This is a genomic window from Geodermatophilus sp. SYSU D00700, assembly GCF_054050255.1.
This window is the reverse complement of sequence record NZ_JBJGZA010000007.1, coordinates 155,107-172,403: the sequence shown is the minus strand read 5'-3', so window position 1 is coordinate 172,403 and position 17,297 is coordinate 155,107. Positions and strand designations below refer to the sequence as shown.

16 protein-coding genes are annotated in these 17,297 nt (G+C 76.0%); 2 read left to right on the top strand and 14 right to left on the bottom strand.

All coding sequences use genetic code 11. The features are described 5' to 3' along the window. Positions 1-120 precede the first annotated feature (120 nt). The 14 genes from ACI79V_RS08345 to pyrR all read right to left on the bottom strand — a co-directional run bounded on the left by ACI79V_RS08345 (position 121) and on the right by pyrR (position 16,182). Complete coding sequence (locus tag ACI79V_RS08345; protein WP_456888246.1) at positions 121-2,067, bottom strand: primosomal protein N'; 1,947 nt, start codon at positions 2,065-2,067, stop codon at positions 121-123. Between the two features lie 135 nt (positions 2,068-2,202). Next, positions 2,203-3,396 carry a methionine adenosyltransferase gene (metK, locus tag ACI79V_RS08340; RefSeq protein WP_456876600.1) on the bottom strand — a complete coding sequence of 398 codons (1,194 nt, stop codon included), beginning with the start codon at positions 3,394-3,396 and terminating at the stop codon, positions 2,203-2,205. A gap of 111 nt (positions 3,397-3,507) precedes the next feature. Then, entirely contained in the window at positions 3,508-4,719 is a 1,212-nt protein-coding gene (gene coaBC / locus ACI79V_RS08335) for a bifunctional phosphopantothenoylcysteine decarboxylase/phosphopantothenate--cysteine ligase CoaBC (protein ID WP_456888245.1), read from the bottom strand. A 158-nt stretch (positions 4,720-4,877) separates the two neighbouring features. Next, on the bottom strand, positions 4,878-5,141 hold the full coding sequence (gene rpoZ / locus ACI79V_RS08330) for a DNA-directed RNA polymerase subunit omega (protein WP_012949163.1): 264 nt from the start codon (positions 5,139-5,141) through the stop codon (positions 4,878-4,880). Positions 5,142-5,195: 54 nt separating this feature from the next. Further along, a complete protein-coding gene (gmk, locus tag ACI79V_RS08325) occupies positions 5,196-5,798 on the bottom strand; it encodes a guanylate kinase (protein ID WP_456888243.1) in 603 nt (200 codons plus the stop codon). Between the two features lie 51 nt (positions 5,799-5,849). Continuing rightward, positions 5,850-6,206: an integration host factor, actinobacterial type gene (gene mihF / locus ACI79V_RS08320; protein ID WP_456876597.1), complete on the bottom strand. Its 357-nt coding sequence runs from the start codon at positions 6,204-6,206 to the stop codon at positions 5,850-5,852. A gap of 302 nt (positions 6,207-6,508) precedes the next feature. Beyond that, positions 6,509-6,799 (bottom strand): hypothetical protein, encoded by a 291-nt coding sequence (locus ACI79V_RS08315; RefSeq protein WP_456888241.1) that lies wholly within the window; start codon positions 6,797-6,799, stop codon positions 6,509-6,511. Then, positions 6,796-7,680: an orotidine-5'-phosphate decarboxylase gene (gene pyrF, locus ACI79V_RS08310; RefSeq protein ID WP_456888240.1), complete on the bottom strand. Its 885-nt coding sequence runs from the start codon at positions 7,678-7,680 to the stop codon at positions 6,796-6,798. Before pyrF ends, ACI79V_RS08315 begins: the two co-directional genes overlap by 4 nt. Beyond that, entirely contained in the window at positions 7,677-9,008 is a 1,332-nt protein-coding gene (locus ACI79V_RS08305) for a dihydroorotate oxidase (RefSeq protein ID WP_456888239.1), read from the bottom strand. The genes pyrF and ACI79V_RS08305 overlap by 4 nt, the downstream gene beginning before the upstream one ends. Beyond that, positions 9,005-12,298, bottom strand: a complete 3,294-nt coding sequence (gene carB / locus ACI79V_RS08300; protein WP_456888237.1) for a carbamoyl-phosphate synthase large subunit — start codon at positions 12,296-12,298, stop codon at positions 9,005-9,007. The genes ACI79V_RS08305 and carB overlap by 4 nt, the downstream gene beginning before the upstream one ends. Next, on the bottom strand, positions 12,298-13,404 hold the full coding sequence (carA, locus tag ACI79V_RS08295; RefSeq protein WP_456888235.1) for a glutamine-hydrolyzing carbamoyl-phosphate synthase small subunit: 1,107 nt from the start codon (positions 13,402-13,404) through the stop codon (positions 12,298-12,300). Before carA ends, carB begins: the two co-directional genes overlap by 1 nt. After that, positions 13,401-14,687, bottom strand: coding sequence for a dihydroorotase (locus ACI79V_RS08290; protein WP_456888233.1), 1,287 nt, complete (start codon positions 14,685-14,687; stop codon positions 13,401-13,403). The genes carA and ACI79V_RS08290 overlap by 4 nt, the downstream gene beginning before the upstream one ends. Then, positions 14,684-15,604 carry an aspartate carbamoyltransferase catalytic subunit gene (locus tag ACI79V_RS08285; protein ID WP_456888232.1) on the bottom strand — a complete coding sequence of 307 codons (921 nt, stop codon included), beginning with the start codon at positions 15,602-15,604 and terminating at the stop codon, positions 14,684-14,686. Before ACI79V_RS08285 ends, ACI79V_RS08290 begins: the two co-directional genes overlap by 4 nt. Next, complete coding sequence (gene pyrR, locus ACI79V_RS08280; protein WP_456888230.1) at positions 15,601-16,182, bottom strand: bifunctional pyr operon transcriptional regulator/uracil phosphoribosyltransferase PyrR; 582 nt, start codon at positions 16,180-16,182, stop codon at positions 15,601-15,603. The genes ACI79V_RS08285 and pyrR overlap by 4 nt, the downstream gene beginning before the upstream one ends. Positions 16,183-16,415: 233 nt before the next feature. Here pyrR and bldD point away from each other — a divergent pair, with 233 nt between their 5' ends. Both bldD and ACI79V_RS08270 read left to right on the top strand, forming a co-directional pair. Continuing rightward, positions 16,416-16,955 carry a transcriptional regulator BldD gene (bldD, locus tag ACI79V_RS08275; protein WP_456876588.1) on the top strand — a complete coding sequence of 180 codons (540 nt, stop codon included), beginning with the start codon at positions 16,416-16,418 and terminating at the stop codon, positions 16,953-16,955. A gap of 184 nt (positions 16,956-17,139) precedes the next feature. Next, on the top strand, positions 17,140-17,289 hold the full coding sequence (locus ACI79V_RS08270) for a hypothetical protein (protein WP_456876587.1): 150 nt from the start codon (positions 17,140-17,142) through the stop codon (positions 17,287-17,289). The last annotated feature ends 8 nt before the right edge of the window (positions 17,290-17,297 follow it).

Here is a 17,297-nt window from a genome sequence, read left to right as displayed (position 1 = left end):
CGGCTGGGGCCCGCGCTGCCGAGTGAGCCGTCGTCGCGGCTCTCCACGGCGTGTCGGCGCGTGTCGCCGGCCGCAACTGCCCACTCGGGGGCGCGGACCGAGGGGCGGGAACAGCCTCCCTCAGACCAGCTCGAGCGGGTCGAGCTGGACCCGCACGTGCTCGCTCGCCTTGCGGGCGCTGCGGACGCCCTGGACCTCGGCCAGCGCGGTCGCTAGCGCGGTGCCCTCGCCGCGCGGCACGCGCACCAGGTAGCGCTCCCGCTCGCCCTCCTGCCCCGGCCGCGGCGGCTCGGGGACGGGGCCGAGCAGGTCGGCGTCGGCGGGCAGCCGGGCGGCGTCGAGGAACTCGGCCAGCGCCGCCGGGGACCCCGACAGCGCGGCCATCCGGGTGGCCGGCGGGAAGCCGAGCGCGCGGCGGTCGGCCAGCTCCCGCGCCGCCAGCCAGCCCGGGTCCCAGCGCACCAGCGCCTGGACGACGGGGTGCGCGCCGTCGGCGGCGACGACGACCGTGCCGGAGGAGCGCACCAGGGTGGCCGCGTTCATCCAGCGGCGCAGGGTCTCCTCGCCGGCCCGCAGGTCGGCCCGGCCCAGCAGCGCCCACGAGTCGAGCAGCAGCGCCGCGCCGTAGCCGCCCTCGGCCACCGGCTCCGCGCCGGGGGTGGCCACGACCAGCGCCGGCCCCGCGGGCACCGCGGCGAGCACCCCCGACCCGCGCCCGGACACCCGCACCGCGGCGCCCGGGAACGCCCGGCCCAGCTCCTCGGCGGTCCGCGCCGCGCCGACGACGGAGGCGCGCAGCTTGGTGCCGTGGCAGTGCGGGCAGTCGAAGGTGGTCGCCGGGCGGGCGCACCAGCGGCAGGCGGGGATGCGCGAGCCGCCCGGCCCGGGGGTGGGCGCGATGCCGAGCGGGCCGGAGCACACCGCGCAGCGGGCCGGGGCGCGGCAGCGGTCGCACGAGAGCCCCGGGGCGTACCCGGCGCGCGGCACCTGCACGAGCACCGGGGCGCCGTCGGCCAGCGCCTGGCGGGCCACCCGGTGGGCGAGGCTGGGCAGCCGGGCGGTGCGGGCGGCGGGGTCGCGGGCCAGCTCGGAGTCCTCGCCCAGCGCCTGGACCCGCGGGGCGGCCGCGCGCAGGGTGGCGCGGTCGGCGGCCAGCTCGTGCGCCCAGCCGCTCTCGACCAGCAGCGCGGCCTCGGCGGTGCGTGCGGTGGCCGCGACGACGGCCGCGCACGAGGCCAGGTGGGCGCGGTGCACGAGCACGTCGCGGGCGTGCGCGTAGGGCGCGCGGGGCTCGGCGTGCAGGTCGTCGCCGTCGTCCCAGACGGCCACCAGGCCGAGGTCGGCGACCGGCGCGAACGCCGCGGCGCGGGTGCCCAGCACCACCCGGGCGCTGCCGCGGGCGGCGTCGAGGAAGCGCCGGTAGCGGGCGTCGGGGGCGGCGTCGGCCCGCAGGACCACGAACGACCCCGGCGGCAGGACGGCGCCGGCCGCGGCCTCCAGCCGGTCGAGGTCGCGCCCGTCGGGGACCACGACCAGCGCGCCGCGCCCGCCCGAGAGCGCCGCCCGGCACAGCTCGGCCAGCCGCGCCGGCCAGTCCTCGCCGGGCAGCGCGGTCCACACCGCACGTGCGGACCGCCCCTCGGCGACGGCGGCGAGCAGGGCCGGGCCGGTCGGGTAGCGGGCGAAGCCGGCCGGGTCCGGCGGCGTCGGCGGTGGCGGGGGCTCGGCCGGCGGGCGCTTCTCGGCGGCGGCGCGGCGCGGCGGGACGGCCAGCCGCAGGACGTCGGTCAGCGTGCCGCCCCAGCGCTGGGCGACCGAGCGGGCGAGCGCGGCCACCTCGGGGGTGAGCACCGGCTCGGGCGAGACCAGCTTCGCCAGCGGGGCGAGCTTGCGGTCGGTGCCGGTGGTGTCGGCCAGCTCGAGCACGAACCCGTCGACGAGCTGCCCGGCGAAGCGCACCCGCACCCGGCAGCCGGGCCGGACCTCGCCGGCCATGTCGTCGGGGACGGTGTAGTCGAAGGGCCGGTCCAGGTGGGCCAGCGGCACGTCGACGACGACCCGGGCCACCCGCGGCGGCCCCGCGCGGAGGCTCGCCCCGAGCTCGCGAGGGGGAAGGGGCGCGGCTTCCTTCGACAGCGCTGTTCTCCGTTCGGCGGGGTCGTGTCGCAGCAGTGTCCCCGCCGGGTACGACGGTCCCGGGGTTCAGCCGACGGCCGAGCGCAGCGCCTCGACCCGGTCGGTGCGCTCCCAGGGCAGCTCGACGTCGGTGCGGCCGAAGTGGCCGTAGGCGGCGGTCGGCCCGTAGATCGGCCGCAGCAGGTCGAGGTCCCGCACGATCGCGCCCGGGCGCAGGTCGAACACCGTGGTGACCGCCTTCTCCAGGACGTCGTCGGGGACGGTGCCGGTGCCGTGGGTGTCGACGAACAGGCCCACCGGGTGCGCGGCGCCGATCGCGTAGGCCACCTGCACCTCGCAGCGGCGCGCCAGGCCCGCGGCGACGACGTTCTTGGCCACCCAGCGCATCGCGTAGGCCCCCGACCGGTCGACCTTCGACGGGTCCTTGCCGGAGAACGCGCCGCCGCCGTGGCGGGCCATGCCGCCGTAGGTGTCGACGATGATCTTCCGGCCGGTCAGGCCGGCGTCGCCCATCGGACCGCCGATGACGAACTTGCCGGTCGGGTTGACCAGCAGCCGGTAGCCGTCGGTGGGCAGCCCCAGCTCGGCGAGCTCGGGCTCGACGACGAGCTCCTGCACGTCGGGGGTGAGCAGCTGCTCGATGGAGATGTCCTCGGCGTGCTGCGAGGAGACGACGACGGTGTCGACGCCGACCGGCCGGTCGTCCTCGTAGACGACGGTGACCTGGGTCTTGCCGTCGGGGCGCAGGTAGGGCACCGAGCCGTCCTTGCGGACGGCCGCCAGCCGGCGCGACAGGCGGTGGGCCAGCGCGATCGGCAGGGGCATGAGCTCGGGGGTCTCGTCGGTGGCGTAGCCGAACATCAGGCCCTGGTCGCCGGCGCCCTGGCGCTCGATCTCGTCGTCGGCGGTGCCGGAGGTGCGCGCCTCGTAGGCGGTGTCGACGCCCTGGGCGATGTCGGGCGACTGGGCGCCGATGGAGACGCTCACGCCGCAGGAGGCGCCGTCGAACCCCTTGCGGGAGGAGTCGTAGCCGATCCGCAGCACCGTCCGGCGCACGATGTCGGCGATGTCGACGTAGCCGGCGGTGGTGACCTCGCCGGCGATGTGCACCTGCCCGGTGGTGATCAGCGTCTCCACCGCGACCCGGCTGCGCGGGTCCTGGCGGAGCATCTCGTCGAGGATGGCGTCGCTGATCTGGTCGGCGATCTTGTCCGGGTGGCCCTCGGTCACCGACTCGGACGTGAAGAGGCGGCGTGGCACTCGGTTCTCCCTGGTTCGGTGACGGGCTCGCGGGCGGTGGGTGGGTCACGGGCGGCGTCCCCCCGCCGCGTGAGCACGGTACCGGCGCGCCTCCGGGACAGCAGCCGGCGGTCAGGCCAGGCGGGGCAGCACGGCCTGCCAGACGGCCGCGGCGACGGCGTCCTTGGTACCGTGCGGCACCTCGGTGGCGCTGCCGTCGGCGGCCAGGACGACGGCGGCGTTGTCCGGCCGGCCGAACACCCCGCCGCCGGAGACGTCGTTGACGACCAGCAGGTCGCAGCCCTTGCGGGCGAGCTTGGCGCGGGCGTGGGCGAGCACGTCGCCGTGCTCGTCGCCGGTCTCGGCGGCGAAGCCGACGACCAGCTGGCCGGCGGCGCGCTTGGTGACCAGCTCGGCGAGCACGTCCGGGTTGCGCACCAGCGGCACGCTGTCGGGCTCGTTCGCGCTGTCCTTCTTGAGCTTCGTGGCCGCGACCGTGGCCGGCCGGAAGTCGGCGACCGCGGCGGTCATGACCACGACGTCGGCCTCCGGGGCCTCGGCGAGCACCGCGGCGCGCAGCTCCTCCGCCGTCCCCACCGGGACGACGCGGACGCCGAACGGCGCGGGCAGGTCGACGTTGGCCGCCACCAGGGTGACCTCGGCGCCGCGGGCGGCGGCCACCCGGGCCAGCGCCCAGCCCTGCCGGCCCGACGAGCGGTTGCCCAGGTAGCGCACCGGGTCCAGCGGCTCGCGGGTGCCGCCGGCGCTGACCACGACCCGGCGGCCGGTGAGGTCGGCGCGCAGCACGTCGGCGCCGGCGGTGAGCGCCACCTGCGCGAGCGCGGCGACGTCGGCGGGCTCGGGCAGCCGGCCGGGACCGGAGTCGGGGCCGGTCAGCCGGCCCACGGCCGGCGGCAGCACGATCGACCCGCGGCGGCGCAGGGTGGCCACGTTGTCCTGGGTGGCCGGGTGCAGCCACATCTCGGTGTGCATCGCCGGGACGAAGACCACCGGGCAGTGCGCGGTGAGCAGCGTCGCGGTGAGCAGGTCGTCGGCGCGGCCGGCGGCCGCGCGGGCCAGCAGGTCGGCGGTGGCCGGGGCGACGACGACGAGGTCGGCGGTCTGCCCGATCCGGACGTGGGCGACCTCGGGGACGTCGGACCACACGTCGGTGGTGACCGGGTGACCCGACAGCGCCTCGAAGGTGGCCGCCCCGACGAAGTGCAGCGCGCCCGGGGTGGGGACGACGCGCACGTCGTGCCCGGCCTCGGTGAGCGCGCGCAGCAGCAGCGCGGCCTTGTAGGCGGCCACCCCACCGGCGACGCCCAGGACGATCCGGCTCATGTGCCCCATCCTCCCGCAGACACGGCGACGCCCCCGGCACCAGGTGCCAGGGGCGTCACTCGCACGGGGCGCGACGGCCGGTGGGAACGCCACCAGCCGCGGCCCCGGTCCAGAGGCTCACCCCGGGCTCGCGAGGGGTGAGGAGGACCGGGGTCCTCCTAGTTCTCGCCGGCGGTGTGGGTCAGCAGACCCTCGTTGATCTCGCGCAGGGCGATCGACAGCGGCTTCTCCTGCGGCGCGGTGTCGACCAGCGGGCCGACGTACTCCAGCAGGCCCTCGGAGAGCTGGCTGTAGTAGGCGTTGATCTGCCGCGCGCGCTTGGCGGCGAAGATCACCAGGCCGTACTTGCTGCTGGTGCGCTCGAGCAGCTCGTCGATCGGCGGGTTGGTGATGCCCTCAGGGGCGGGTGCGACTCCGGACACGGGCGCGGGACTCCTCGGCTGGCTCGGCGGGGGTGAGGGGCCTCGGGGGGCCGGTCACTCGGGCGCGCCGGTCGTCCCGGACGACGGCGCAGCTAGCAAGGATACCAACTCGTCTGCGGCCCGGGTGACGTCGTCGTTGACCACCACGACGTCGAACTCGCCGGCGGCGTCCAGCTCGGCCTGCGCGATGGCCAACCGGCGCTCCTGCACCGCTGGGGGCTCGGAGCCGCGGCCGGCCAGCCGGCTGACCAGCTCGGCCCACGACGGCGGGGCGAGGAAGACCAGCTGGGCGTCGGCGTCGCGGGCGCGGACCTGGCGCGCGCCCTGCAGCTCGATCTCCAGCAACGCCGGCGCCCCGGTCGCGAGTCGCTCGCGGACCGGGGCGGCCGGTGTGCCGTAGCGGTTGCCGGCGTACTCGGCCCACTCGAGCAGGCCGTCCTCGGCGACGAGCCGGTCGAACTCGGCGTCGTCGACGAAGTGGTAGTGCACCCCGTCCACCTCCCCGGGCCGGGCCCGCCGGGTGGTCACCGACACCGAGACCCACACGTCGGGGTGCCGGCGGCGGACCTCGGCGACGACGGTGCCCTTGCCGACCCCCGAGGGACCGGAGAGCACCGTCAGGCGCGCCGGGACGGGGGTCGGGAGGGCGGTCGGCAACGGGAGGTCCCTCGTGGTGCTGGTGTCGGACGGGGCGTGCGGCACCGGACCTCAGGCCGTGGAGTCGGCGGGCACCTGGTCGGGGACCACCTGCTCGCCGCCGAACTCCGCCTCCAGGGCGCGGCGCTGGTTGGCGCCCAGGCCGCGGACCCGGCGGGTCGGGGAGATCTCGAGCCGCTCCATGATCTTCGCAGCACGGGCCTTGCCGACGCCGGGCAGGGACTCCAGGACCGCGGAGACGCGCATCTTGCCGATCACCTCGTCGGTGTCGCCCTGGCGCAGGACGTCACCGACCGTGGCGCCCTTGCTCTTGAGCCGCTCGCGCAGCTCGGCACGTGCCTTGCGGGCCGCGGCGGCCTTCTCCAGGGCGGCGGCGCGCTGTTCCGGGGACAGGTCAGGCAGGGGCATGGTGCGTCCCAATCGTGTCGTCGCAGGGGTTTCGCCCCCCCGCGTCTCGGTGCTGTGTCCGTGCCGTGCGGCTGGTCCGGAACCCGTGATCTCGGGCCCGGCGGTCAACCTAGTAACCGGGAATCCGCAGGTCACGCGCGGTGCGCGCGGAGTTTCCGATCTCCGCCCGTCCGCACCTCACGCTCCGTCCACCGGCCGGGTGACGGTCCGTGAGACCCGCAGGTCAGAAAGTATACGGAACGTATTAGGTTCGCATGTGCCGCGCGAGACACGCGGAGCCCGACACGCCGGGGGACGGGAACTCAGCGGGCCGACCGGCGACCCAGCGCCCACCCGCCGGCCGCGGCGAGCACCACCGCACCGAGGACGGCCAGCCCGATGCCGGCCAGGTGCCCGGTCGTCCAGGTGACCACCCCGCCGGCGGTCGGCGTCAGGGTGCTCCCGTAGGCGTCGGCGGACGTCAGGGGCGCGTAGGCGTAGCTGCCCCCGGACGGGACGCCCACGGGCCCCGTGTCCGCCCGCCAGAACAGCCCGACGCCGGAGACCAGCAGGGCTGCCGCCACCAGCAGCGCCGACGCCGGGCCCTGCCTCACGCGGTCAGCTCCTCGGTCCAGCGGGCGGCGGCGGCCCGCAGCGCGGCCGGGTCCGGTCCGGCGGCGAGCACGTCGCGGGAGACGGTGGGGAGCACGGCGCGATCCTGCCCGAACAGCCGCCGCAGGTCGGGCACCGTGCCGCCCTGCGCGCCGAGGCCTGGGGCGAGCACCGGGCCGCCGAGCCCGTCGAGGTCGACGTCGAGGTCGCGCAGGGTGGCGCCGACGACGACGCCGAAGGACCCCGTCGCCGCGCCCCAGCGGCCGGCGACGTCCCGCACCGCGCCGGGGTCGGGCAGCGGGTCGCCGACGACCCAGCCGGGGGTGTTCCAGCCGCGGACGGCGTCGACGACGACCTGCGCGACCGACCGCTCCCCCACCCGCGCGTGCTGCAGCGTGCCGGCGTCGGGGTTGGAGGTGCGGGCCAGCACGAACAGCCCGCCGCCGGTGAGCCGCGCGGTGTCCACGGCCGGCTGCAGGGAGCCGGGGCCGAGGAAGGGGCTGACGGTGAGCGCGTCGACCGCGCACGGGTGCTCCGGGCGCAGCACGTCGGCGTAGGCGTCCATCGTGGAGCCGATGTCGCCGCGCTTGGCGTCGAGCAGCACCAGCGCCCCGGCCGCGCGGGCCCGGGCGACGGCGTCCTCGAGGACCGCCAGCCCACGCGCGCCGTGCCGCTCGTAGAAGGCCGACTGCGGCTTGAGCACCGCCACCTGGCCGGCGAGCGCGTCGACGACGGCGTCGGTGAAGCGGGCCAGCCCGACGGGGTCGTCGGGCAGGCCCCAGCGCTCCAGCAGCCCGGCGTGCGGGTCGAGGCCGACGCACAGCGGCCCGCGGGCGGCGACGGCGTCGGCGAGGCGCCGCCCGAACGGCTCGGTCCCCGTCACCGCGGCACCGACCGCGGCAGGGTGTCGCCGTACGCGGCGATGCAGTCGCGGGCGAGGAACGGGTCGGCGAAGGCACCGGCCGCCGACTGCACCGCGTCGGCGCCGGCCGCGTGCAGCGCCGCGAACGACGCCGGGTCGGTCACCCCGCCCATCGCCAGCACGCTGAAGCCCCACCCGCCGGCCTCGCGCAGCCCGACCAGCCGGCGGGTGAGGTCCAGGGCGCGCCCGCGGACCGCCGCCCCCGACAGCCCGGCCAGGGCCCGGCCGGGGAACGTCGGCCCGCCGTCGCGGCGCACCACGCGGGTCTGCACCGTGTTGATGCCCGCGACGCCGTCGACCAGCGGCGCCAGCCGGGGCACCAGCGCGGCGAGCCGGTCCTCGTCGAGCCAGGAGAGCTTGGCGACCAGGCCGGTGCGGTCGTCGAGGTCGCGGCGCACCGCCTCGACCACCGCGACGGTGGCGTCGGCGTCGAGGCACAGCGGCGGTCTGACGCCGTCGGGGGACGCGGTGAGCGTGTTCGGGCAGGAGAGGTTGAGCTCGACCACGGTCGCGCCGGCCTCCTCGGCCAGCCGCGCGGTCCGGGCGAAGTCGGCCGCCAGCGCCGGCCCGTCGCCCTCCCCCATGACGCTGACCAGCAGCAGCTGGTCCTCGTCGACGGTGGCCAGCGACCGCTCGAGGTCGGGCATCCACTCCTCCGGCGCCGGGGAGGGCACCCCGAAGGAGTTCACCGTGCTGACCTCCGGGTCGCCCGGCGGGATCCAGTCCCACGGGTCGGCCACCACGACGCCGGCCCCGGGCCGGGGGGCGAAGGTCCAGTTCGGCTGGGCGTTGGGCTCGTGCGCGCGGCTGCGCACCGTCTTGTAGGTGAGCACGCTGAAGCCGTTGCGGGCGTGGTAGCGCACCCACTCCTCGCCGCCGTTGAGCACGCACGAGGGCACCCCGACCGGGAAGCCGACGTCGCGGCCGAGCACCCGCCAGCGGCGGTCCCCCGCGCGCGGGCGCTCGGCCAGCCGCGGGCCGACCGGCGTCGTCAGGTTCTCCCGGTAGGAGCGCAGCATGTCGTAGGAGGGCGTCCGCACGCCGTGCGCCGCCAGCAGCCCGCCGTGCCCGGCGAGGACGAGCACGCGGGTGAGCAGCGGCAGGTCGGCGTCGCCGGCCTCCCCCGCGGCCAGCCGGCCGGCCAGGCCCTCGGCGCCGGCCCGCAGCGCCGCGAGCTCCGCGGCCGGCGGCGCGGCGAACCGGGTGACCCCGGCGAGGAAGGCGGCGGGCAGCCCGTCGAGCAGCCCGCGGGCGGCGAGGTCGTCGCCCACCCGCCCGACGACGCTCATGCGCGCGGGGACAGCGCCGCGTGGACCTCCTGCAGGCTGCGCACGCCGAGCCCGCCGCGGCGCAGCGCCTCGACGCCCTGCACCGCCGCGGCCATCCCCTGCACGGTGGTGATGCACGGGATGTCCACGGCGACGGCGGCGGTGCGGATCTCGTAGCCGTCCAGCCGCGGCCCGCTGTTGCCGGGCGACCCGAACGGCGTGTTGACGACGATGTCGACGTCGCCGGCGAGGATCCGCTCCACGCAGTTGCCCGGGCCCTCGCTGTACTTGCCGACCACCTCGCACTCGACGCCGTTGCGGCGCAGCACCTGCGCGGTGCCGGCCGTGGCGAGCACGCGGAAGCCGAGGTCGGCCAGCCGCTTGACCGGGAAGACCGCGGCCCGCTTGTCCCGGTTGGCCAGCGAGACGAAGACCGTCCCCGAGGTGGGCAGCGGGCCGTAGGAGGCGACCTGCGACTTGGCGAAGGCGGTGCCGAAGCCGTCGTCGAGGCCCATGACCTCGCCGGTGGACTTCATCTCCGGGCCGAGCACGGTGTCGACCCCGTGGCCGTCGACGGTGCGGAACCGGTGGAAGGGCAGCACCGCCTCCTTCACCGCGATCGGCGCGCGCTCGGAGAGCTCGACGCCGTCGCCGGCGGCCGGGAGCACGCCCGCGGCGCGCAGGTCGGCGATGGTCTCCCCCACCGCGATCCGGGCCGCGGCCTTGGCCAGGGGCACGGCGGTCGCCTTGGACACGAACGGCACGGTCCGCGACGCCCGCGGGTTGGCCTCCAGCACGTAGAGGACGTCGTCCTTGAGCGCGTACTGCACGTTGAGCAGCCCGCGCACGCCGATCCGGGTGGCCAGCGCCTCCGTGGCGGTGCGGATCTTCGCCAGGTCCTCGGTGCCCAGGGTGATCGGCGGCAGCGCGCACGCGGAGTCGCCGGAGTGGATGCCGGCCTCCTCGATGTGCTCCATGACCCCGCCGAGGTAGAGCTCGGCGCCGTCGTGGAGCGCGTCGACGTCGATCTCGACGGCGTCCTCGAGGAACCGGTCGACCAGTACCGGGTGGGCGGGGCTGACGTCGGTGGCCTTGGCGATGTAGGCCTCGAGCGTGGCGTCGTCGTAGACGATCTCCATGCCGCGCCCGCCGAGGACGTAGGACGGGCGCACCAGCACCGGGTAGCCGATCGCCGCGGCGATCTGCCGCGCCTCGGCGAACGTGGTGGCGGTGCCGTGCTCGGGCGCGCGGAGGCGGGCGTCGGCGAGCACCCGGGAGAACGCGCCGCGGTCCTCGGCGTCGTCGATGGCCTCGGGCGAGGTGCCCAGCACCGGCACCCCGGCGTCCTTGAGCCGCTGCGCGAGGCCCAGCGGCGTCTGTCCGCCCAGGGTGCAGACCACCCCGGCCACCGGGCCGGCCGCCCGCTCGGCCTCGACCACCTCGAGGACGTCCTCGAAGGTCAGCGGCTCGAAGTACAGCCGGTCGGCGGTGTCGTAGTCGGTGGAGACGGTCTCGGGGTTGCAGTTGACCATCACGGCCTCGTAGCCGGCGTCCTGCAGCGCCATGACCGCGTGCACGCAGGAGTAGTCGAACTCGATGCCCTGGCCGATGCGGTTGGGCCCCGAGCCGAGGATGAGCACCGCGGGGCGCTCGCGCGGCTCGACCTCGGTCTCCTCGTCGTAGGACGAGTAGTGGTAGGGCGTGCGGGCGGCGAACTCGGCGGCGCAGGTGTCCACGGTCTTGAACACCGGCCGGATGCCCAGGCGCCAGCGCAGCACCCGGACGCCGTCCTCACCGGCGAGCTCCGGCCGCAGCGCGGCGACCTGCCGGTCCGAGAGCCCGTGCCGCTTGGCCCGCCGCAGCAGCTCGGGGGTGAGCGCCGGCGCGTCGCGCACCTGCTCCCCCACCTCGCGCACCAGCGCGACCTGGTCGACGAACCACGGGTCGAAGCCGCTGGCCTCGGCCACCTGCTCGACGGTCGCGCCCGCCGCGAGCGCCCGCTCGGCGAGGTACAGCCGGCCGTCGACGGGGGTGCGCAGCGCCTCGAGCAGCTCGTCGGCGGTCCGCGGGTCCGGCGGGCCGGTCCAGAAGCCGGCCACCGCCGTCTCGGTGGACCGCATCGCCTTGCCCAGCGCCTCGGGGAAGTTGCGGCCCAGCGCCATGACCTCCCCGACGCTCTTCATCGTCGTGGTCAGCCGCGGGTCGGCGCCGGGGAACTTCTCGAACGCGAACCGCGGGATCTTGACGACGACGTAGTCCAGCGCCGGCTCGAACGACGCCGGGGTGACGCCGGTGATGTCGTTGGTGATCTCGTCGAGCGTGTAGCCGATGGCCAGCTTCGCGGCGATCTTGGCGATCGGGAAGCCGGTGGCCTTCGACGCCAGCGCCGAGGACCGCGACACCCGCGGGTTCATCTCGATGACGACCAGCCGCCCGTCGGCCGGGTCGACGGCGAACTGGATGTTGCAGCCGCCGGTGTCGACGCCGACCTCGCGCAGCACGGCGATGCCGACGTCGCGCATCCGCTGGTACTCGACGTCGGTGAGGGTCATGGCCGGCGCGACGGTGACCGAGTCGCCGGTGTGCACGCCCATCGCGTCGACGTTCTCGATCGAGCAGACGACGACCACGTTGTCGCTGCGGTCGCGCATGAGCTCGAGCTCGTACTCCTTCCAGCCGAGCACCGACTCCTCGACCAGCACGGTGTGCACCGGGGAGTCGGCCAGGCCGTGGGCGGCCATCCGCCGCAGCATCGGCTCGTCGGTGGCGAAGCCCGAGCCCAGCCCGCCCATGGTGAACGACGGGCGGACGACGACCGGGTAGCCGACCTCGGCGGCGGTCTCCAGCGCCTCCTCGACGGTCGAGCAGACCCGCGAGCGCGGGGCGTCGGCGCCGACCGAGCGGACGATGTCCTTGAACAGCTGCCGGTCCTCGCCGCGGTTGATCGCGTCGACGTCGGCGCCGATGAGCCGCACGCCGTACCGGTCGAGGGTGCCGTTCTGGTACAGGCCGATGGCGATGTTGAGCGCCGTCTGCCCGCCGAGGGTGGCCAGCAGCGCGTCGGGGCGCTCACGGGCGATGACCCGCTCGACGAACTCCGGCGTCAGCGGCTCGACGTAGGTGGCGTCGGCGACCTCGGGGTCGGTCATGATCGTCGCCGGGTTGCTGTTGACCAGGCTGACCCGCAGCCCCTCGGCGCGCAGCACGCGGCAGGCCTGGGTGCCGGAGTAGTCGAACTCCGCGGCCTGGCCGATGAGGATCGGGCCGGACCCGATCACCAGGACGTGCGAGATGTCGGTGCGCCGGGGCATCAGCGGGCCTCCCCCATCAGGTCGACGAACCGCTCGAACAGCGGCGCGGCGTCGTGCGGCCCGGCCGCGGACTCCGGGTGGAACTGGACGCTGAACGCCGGGGCGTCGAGCAGCCGCAGCCCCTCGACGACGTCGTCGTTGAGGCCCACGTGGCTGACCTCGACCCGGCCGTAGGGGGTGTCGGTGGGCCGGTCCAGCGGCGCGTCGACGGCGAACCCGTGGTTGTGGCTGGTGACGCGGACGGTGCCGCTGACCCGGTCGAGCACCGGCTGGTTCAGGCCGCGGTGGCCGAAGCGCAGCTTGTAGGTGCCCAGGCCCAGCGCCCGGCCGAGGATCTGGTTGCCGAAGCAGATGCCGAACAGCGGCCGGCCGGCGTCGAGCACGCCCCGCACGGCGGCCACCGCGTAGTCGGCCGCGGCCGGGTCGCCCGGGCCGTTGGAGAGGAAGACGCCGTCGGAGCCGTGCGCGAGCAGGTCCTCCGCCGTCGCCGTCGCGGGGAGCACGTGGGTCTCGACGCCGAGGGCGGCCAGGTGCCGCGGGGTGGCGCTCTTGATGCCCAGGTCGAGCGCGGCGACGGTGAACCGCCGCTCCCCCGCCGCCGGGACGACGTAGGGCTCGCGGGTGCTCACCCCCGGGGCGAGGTCGGCCCCGGTCATCCCCTCGGCCGCGCGCACCCGGGCCAGCAGCGCATCGGCGTCGAGCGACTCGCTGCTGATCCCGGCCCGCATCGCGCCGCGCTCGCGCAGGTGGCGGGTGAGGGCGCGGGTGTCGATGCCGCTGATGCCGACGACGCCCTGGTCGGCGAGCTCGTCGTCGAGGCTGCCGGTGGCCCGCCAGTTGGCCGGGCGGCGGGCGGGGTCGCGGACGACGAACCCGGCCACCCACATGCGGCGGCTCTCGTCGTCCTCGTCATTGACGCCGGTGTTGCCCACGTGCGGGGCGGTCATGGTGACGATCTGGCCGGCGTAGCTGGGGTCGGTCAGCGTCTCCTGGTAGCCGGTCATCCCGGTGGCGAACACCGCCTCGCCGACCGTCGTGCCGACCGTGCCGTAGGCCTCGCCGCGGAACGTCCGCCCGTCCTCGAGCACGAGGATCGCCTGGGTCACTTCTGCGCCTTCCCGTCGAGCACGGTCGCCTCGCCCCGCAGGAACGTGGCGACCACGCGGCCGGGCAGCTCCCGGCCGGCGTAGGGGCTGTTGCGGCTGCGGCTGGCCAGCGCGGCCGGGTCGACGGTCGCCCGGGCGGCGGGGTCGAGCAGCAGCAGGTTGGCCGGCTCGCCGGGCGCGAGCGGGCGCCCGTGGCCGGCCAGGCGGCCGATGGCCGCGGGGCGGACCGACATGCGGTCGGCGACGCCGGCCCAGTCGAGCAGGCCGGGCTCCACCAGCGCCTCGACGACGACCGACAGCGCCTGCTCCAGCCCCAGCATCCCGGGCCGGGCCTGCGCCCACTCGCTCTCCTTGTCCTCCACCGCGTGCGGGGCGTGGTCGGTGGCGACGGCGTCGATCGTGCCGTCGGCCAGCCCGGCACGGAGGGCCTGCACGTCCTCGTCGGTGCGCAGCGGCGGGTTGACCTTGAACACCGGGTCGTAGGTCTCGGCGCAGGCCTCGGTGAGCAGCAGGTGGTGCGGGGTGACCTCGGCGGTCACCTGCACGCCGCGGGACCTCGCCCACCGCAGGATCTCCACCGACCCCGCGGTCGAGACGTGGCAGACGTGCAGCCGGGCGCCGACGTGGCCGGCGAGCAGCACGTCGCGGGCGATGACCGCCTCCTCGGCGGCGGCCGGCCAGCCGGTGAGCCCCAGCCGCGCGGAGCGGTCGCCCTCGTTCATCTGCGCGCCGGCGGTCAGCCGCGGCTCCTCGGCGTGCTGCGCGACCACGCCGTCGAAGGCCTTGACGTACTCCAGCGCCCGCCGCATGAGCGCGGGGTCGGCGACGCAGTGCCCGTCGTCGGAGAACACCCGCACGCGGGCGGCGGAGTCGGCCATCGCGCCGAGCTCGGCCAGCCGCTCGCCGCGCAGCCCGACGGTCACCGCGCCCACCGGGACGACGTCGACCAGCCCGGCCTCCTGGCCGAGGCGCCACACCTGCTCGACGACGCCGGCGGTGTCGGCGACCGGGTCGGTGTTGGCCATCGCGTGCACCGCGGTGAACCCGCCCAGGGCCGCCGCGCGGCTGCCGGTCTCGACGGTCTCGGCGTCCTCGCGGCCGGGCTCGCGCAGGTGGGTGTGCAGGTCGACCAGGCCGGGCAGCGCGACCAGCCCGTCGGCGTCGACGACGGTGGCGCCGGGCGCCGAGAGCCGGTCGCCGACCGCGGCGATCCGGCCGTCCCTGAGCAGCAGGTCGACGGGGTCGCCGCCCAGGACGCGCGCCCCCTTGATCAGCGTGGTCACGAGGACGTTCCTCCGAGCAGCAGGTAGAGCACGGCCATGCGGACGGAGACGCCGTTGCCGACCTGCTCGACGATGGTCGAGCGGACCGAGTCGGCGACGTCGGCGGCGATCTCCATGCCGCGGTTCATCGGGCCGGGGTGCATGACGATCGCGTCGTCGGACAGCGCCGCCATCCGGCGGGCGTCGAGGCCGTAGCGGCGGCTGTACTCCCGCGCGCTCGGGAAGAACGAGGCGTCCATCCGCTCGGCCTGGACCCGCAGCATCATGACCGCGTCGGCCTTGGGCAGCACCGCGTCGAGGTCGTAGGAGACCTCCACCGGCCAGGAGCCCACGCCCACCGGCAGCAGGGTGGGCGGCGCGACCAGGGTCACCTCCGCGCCGAGCGTCGTCAGCAGCCACACGTTGGACCGGGCCACCCGGCTGTGCAGGACGTCGCCGACGACCGCCACCCGGACGCCGTCGAGGCGGCCCAGCCGGCGCCGGATCGTGTAGGCGTCCAGCAGCGCCTGGGTGGGGTGCTCGTGGGTGCCGTCGCCGGCGTTGACCACGCTGCCGCGCACCCAGCCGGCCAGCCGGTGCGGTGCGCCGGACGCCGAGTGCCGGACGACGATCGCGTCGGACCCCATCGCCTCCAGCGTCAGCGCGGTGTCCTTGAGGCTCTCGCCCTTGGAGACGCTGCTGCCCTTGGCGGAGAAGTTGATGACGTCGGCCGAGAGCCGCTTGGCCGCCAGCTCGAAGGAGATGCGGGTGCGGGTGGAGTCCTCGAAGAAGAGGTTGACCACCGTGCGGCCGCGCAGCGTGGGCAGCTTCTTGACCTCGCGGCCGGCCAGCGCCTGGTCGATCTGCGCGGCGGTGTCGAGGACGAGCGTGGCGTCGTCGCGGTCGAGGTCGGCCGCCTCCAGCAGGTGCCGCTTCACCGGCGCTCCCCCTCGGTCACCAGCACCTCGTCGGTGCCGTCGGTCTCGGTCAGGTGCACCCGCACCGTCTGGGCGCGCGAGGTGGGCACGTTCTTGCCCACGTAGTCGGCGCGGATGGGCAGCTCCCGGTGGCCGCGGTCGACCAGGACGGCGAGCTGGACCGCCCGCGGCCGGCCGAGGTCGCGCAGCGCGTCGAGGGCCGCGCGCACCGAGCGGCCGGAGAACAGCACGTCGTCGACGAGGACGACCAGCCGGCCGTCGATGCCCTGCTCGGGCAGGACGGTGTCCTCCAGCGTCCGGACGCCGCGCAGCCGCAGGTCGTCGCGGTAGAGGGTGATGTCGACGGTGCCGGCGTCGACCGCCGTGCCGCTGAAGGCCTCGACGCGGGCGGCCAGGCGGCGGGCGAGCGGGGCGCCGCGGGTCGGGATGCCGACGAGCACGAGGTCGGCGAGGTCGTTGCCCGCCTTCTCGATCAGCTGGTGCGCCATGCGGTCGACCACGCGGGCGACGTCGGCGGGGGTGAGCAGCACACCGGCGGTGGACGTGCGGCTGGGAGCAGGCTCGCGCGAGCCGGCCATCAGGCCTCCTTCCCCGCCTCACGGGACGGGTCGTTAAAGGAGCGGATCGGACCGGGACAGACCGTACTGCATGCCGCCGGAGGGCCCTCGGGGCACGTCCCGGTTCCGCTGGTGGCGGTGCGTGAAGCAGGATGCCCCCCGGATGAGGGATGCGCTGTCGCCCCGTCCGCCCAACCAGTACGCTGCGTGACGACCGAGCCCTCCCACCGACGACGGACAGTGAGCAGACACGCATGAGCACGGACTACTCGCGGGCCCTCGGTGCCCGGCTGCGGGCGATCCGCAACCAGCAGGGCCTCTCCCTGCAGGGCGTGGAGGACAAGTCGCACGGCCGCTGGAAGGCCGTCGTCGTCGGCTCCTACGAGCGCGGCGACCGGGCGGTGACCGTCCAGCGCCTCTCGGAGCTGGCGGTCTTCTACGGCGTGCCGGTCTCCGAGCTGCTGCCCGACCCGCGCCCCTCCTCGGCCGTCACGTCCACGACGAAGATCGTGCTCAACCTCGAGTCGCTGGGCTCGCTGCCCGCCGACGAGGCCGGACCGCTGGCGCGGTACGCCTCGACCATCCAGGCACAGCGGCACGACTACAACGGCAAGGTCCTCTCCATCCGCGCGGAGGACCTCAAGTCGCTGGCGATCATCTACGACATGAGCCCCGACGAGCTCACCACCCGCCTCATCGAGTGGGGCGTGCTCAACCCGGGCGGCATGGACGGCCTGGGCGCCGCCGCTGCCGACGACGACGAGGCCTGGGACCGCCGGCGCGCCCCGCGCTGACCGATCCGTCCCCGGGTCCCGTTCCCGGGGCCCCGTTCCCGACGGGACGTGCACGCAGCGCGACCGGCGGGGCTCCTCGACCGCGGTGTGTGCACGACCCGGGCCCGGCTCCGGGCGCCGGGAACTGTCGGTGGGTGCTCCTAGCGTCGGCGGCGCCGACCACGCGCACCCCCGAGGAGCACCCGTGACCCCCGTCCCGCCCGTCCCGATGCCCGACCGCGAGACCCTGCTGGCCATCAGCCGCCGGGCCGCGCTGCGCCGGGCGCAGCGGCGCGACGCCGGTGCGCGGGCGGCGGCGATGCTGGCCGCCGCCGGGGTGGCCGGCGCCGCCTGAGGCCGCAC

Excerpts from the sequence above, each read along its gene's own strand:
- coaBC (WP_456888245.1), bottom strand. The coding sequence starts at position 4,719 with ATGAGCCGGATCGTCCTGGGCGTCGCCGGTGGGGTGGCCGCCTACAAG.
- mihF (WP_456876597.1), bottom strand. The coding sequence starts at position 6,206 with ATGCCCCTGCCTGACCTGTCCCCGGAACAGCGCGCCGCCGCCCTGGAG.
- ACI79V_RS08305 (WP_456888239.1), bottom strand. The coding sequence starts at position 9,008 with ATGAGCGTCGTCGGGCGGGTGGGCGACGACCTCGCCGCCCGCGGGCTG.
- carB (WP_456888237.1), bottom strand. The coding sequence starts at position 12,298 with ATGCCCCGGCGCACCGACATCTCGCACGTCCTGGTGATCGGGTCCGGC.
- pyrR (WP_456888230.1), bottom strand. The coding sequence starts at position 16,182 with ATGGCCGGCTCGCGCGAGCCTGCTCCCAGCCGCACGTCCACCGCCGGT.
- bldD (WP_456876588.1), top strand. The coding sequence starts at position 16,416 with ATGAGCACGGACTACTCGCGGGCCCTCGGTGCCCGGCTGCGGGCGATC.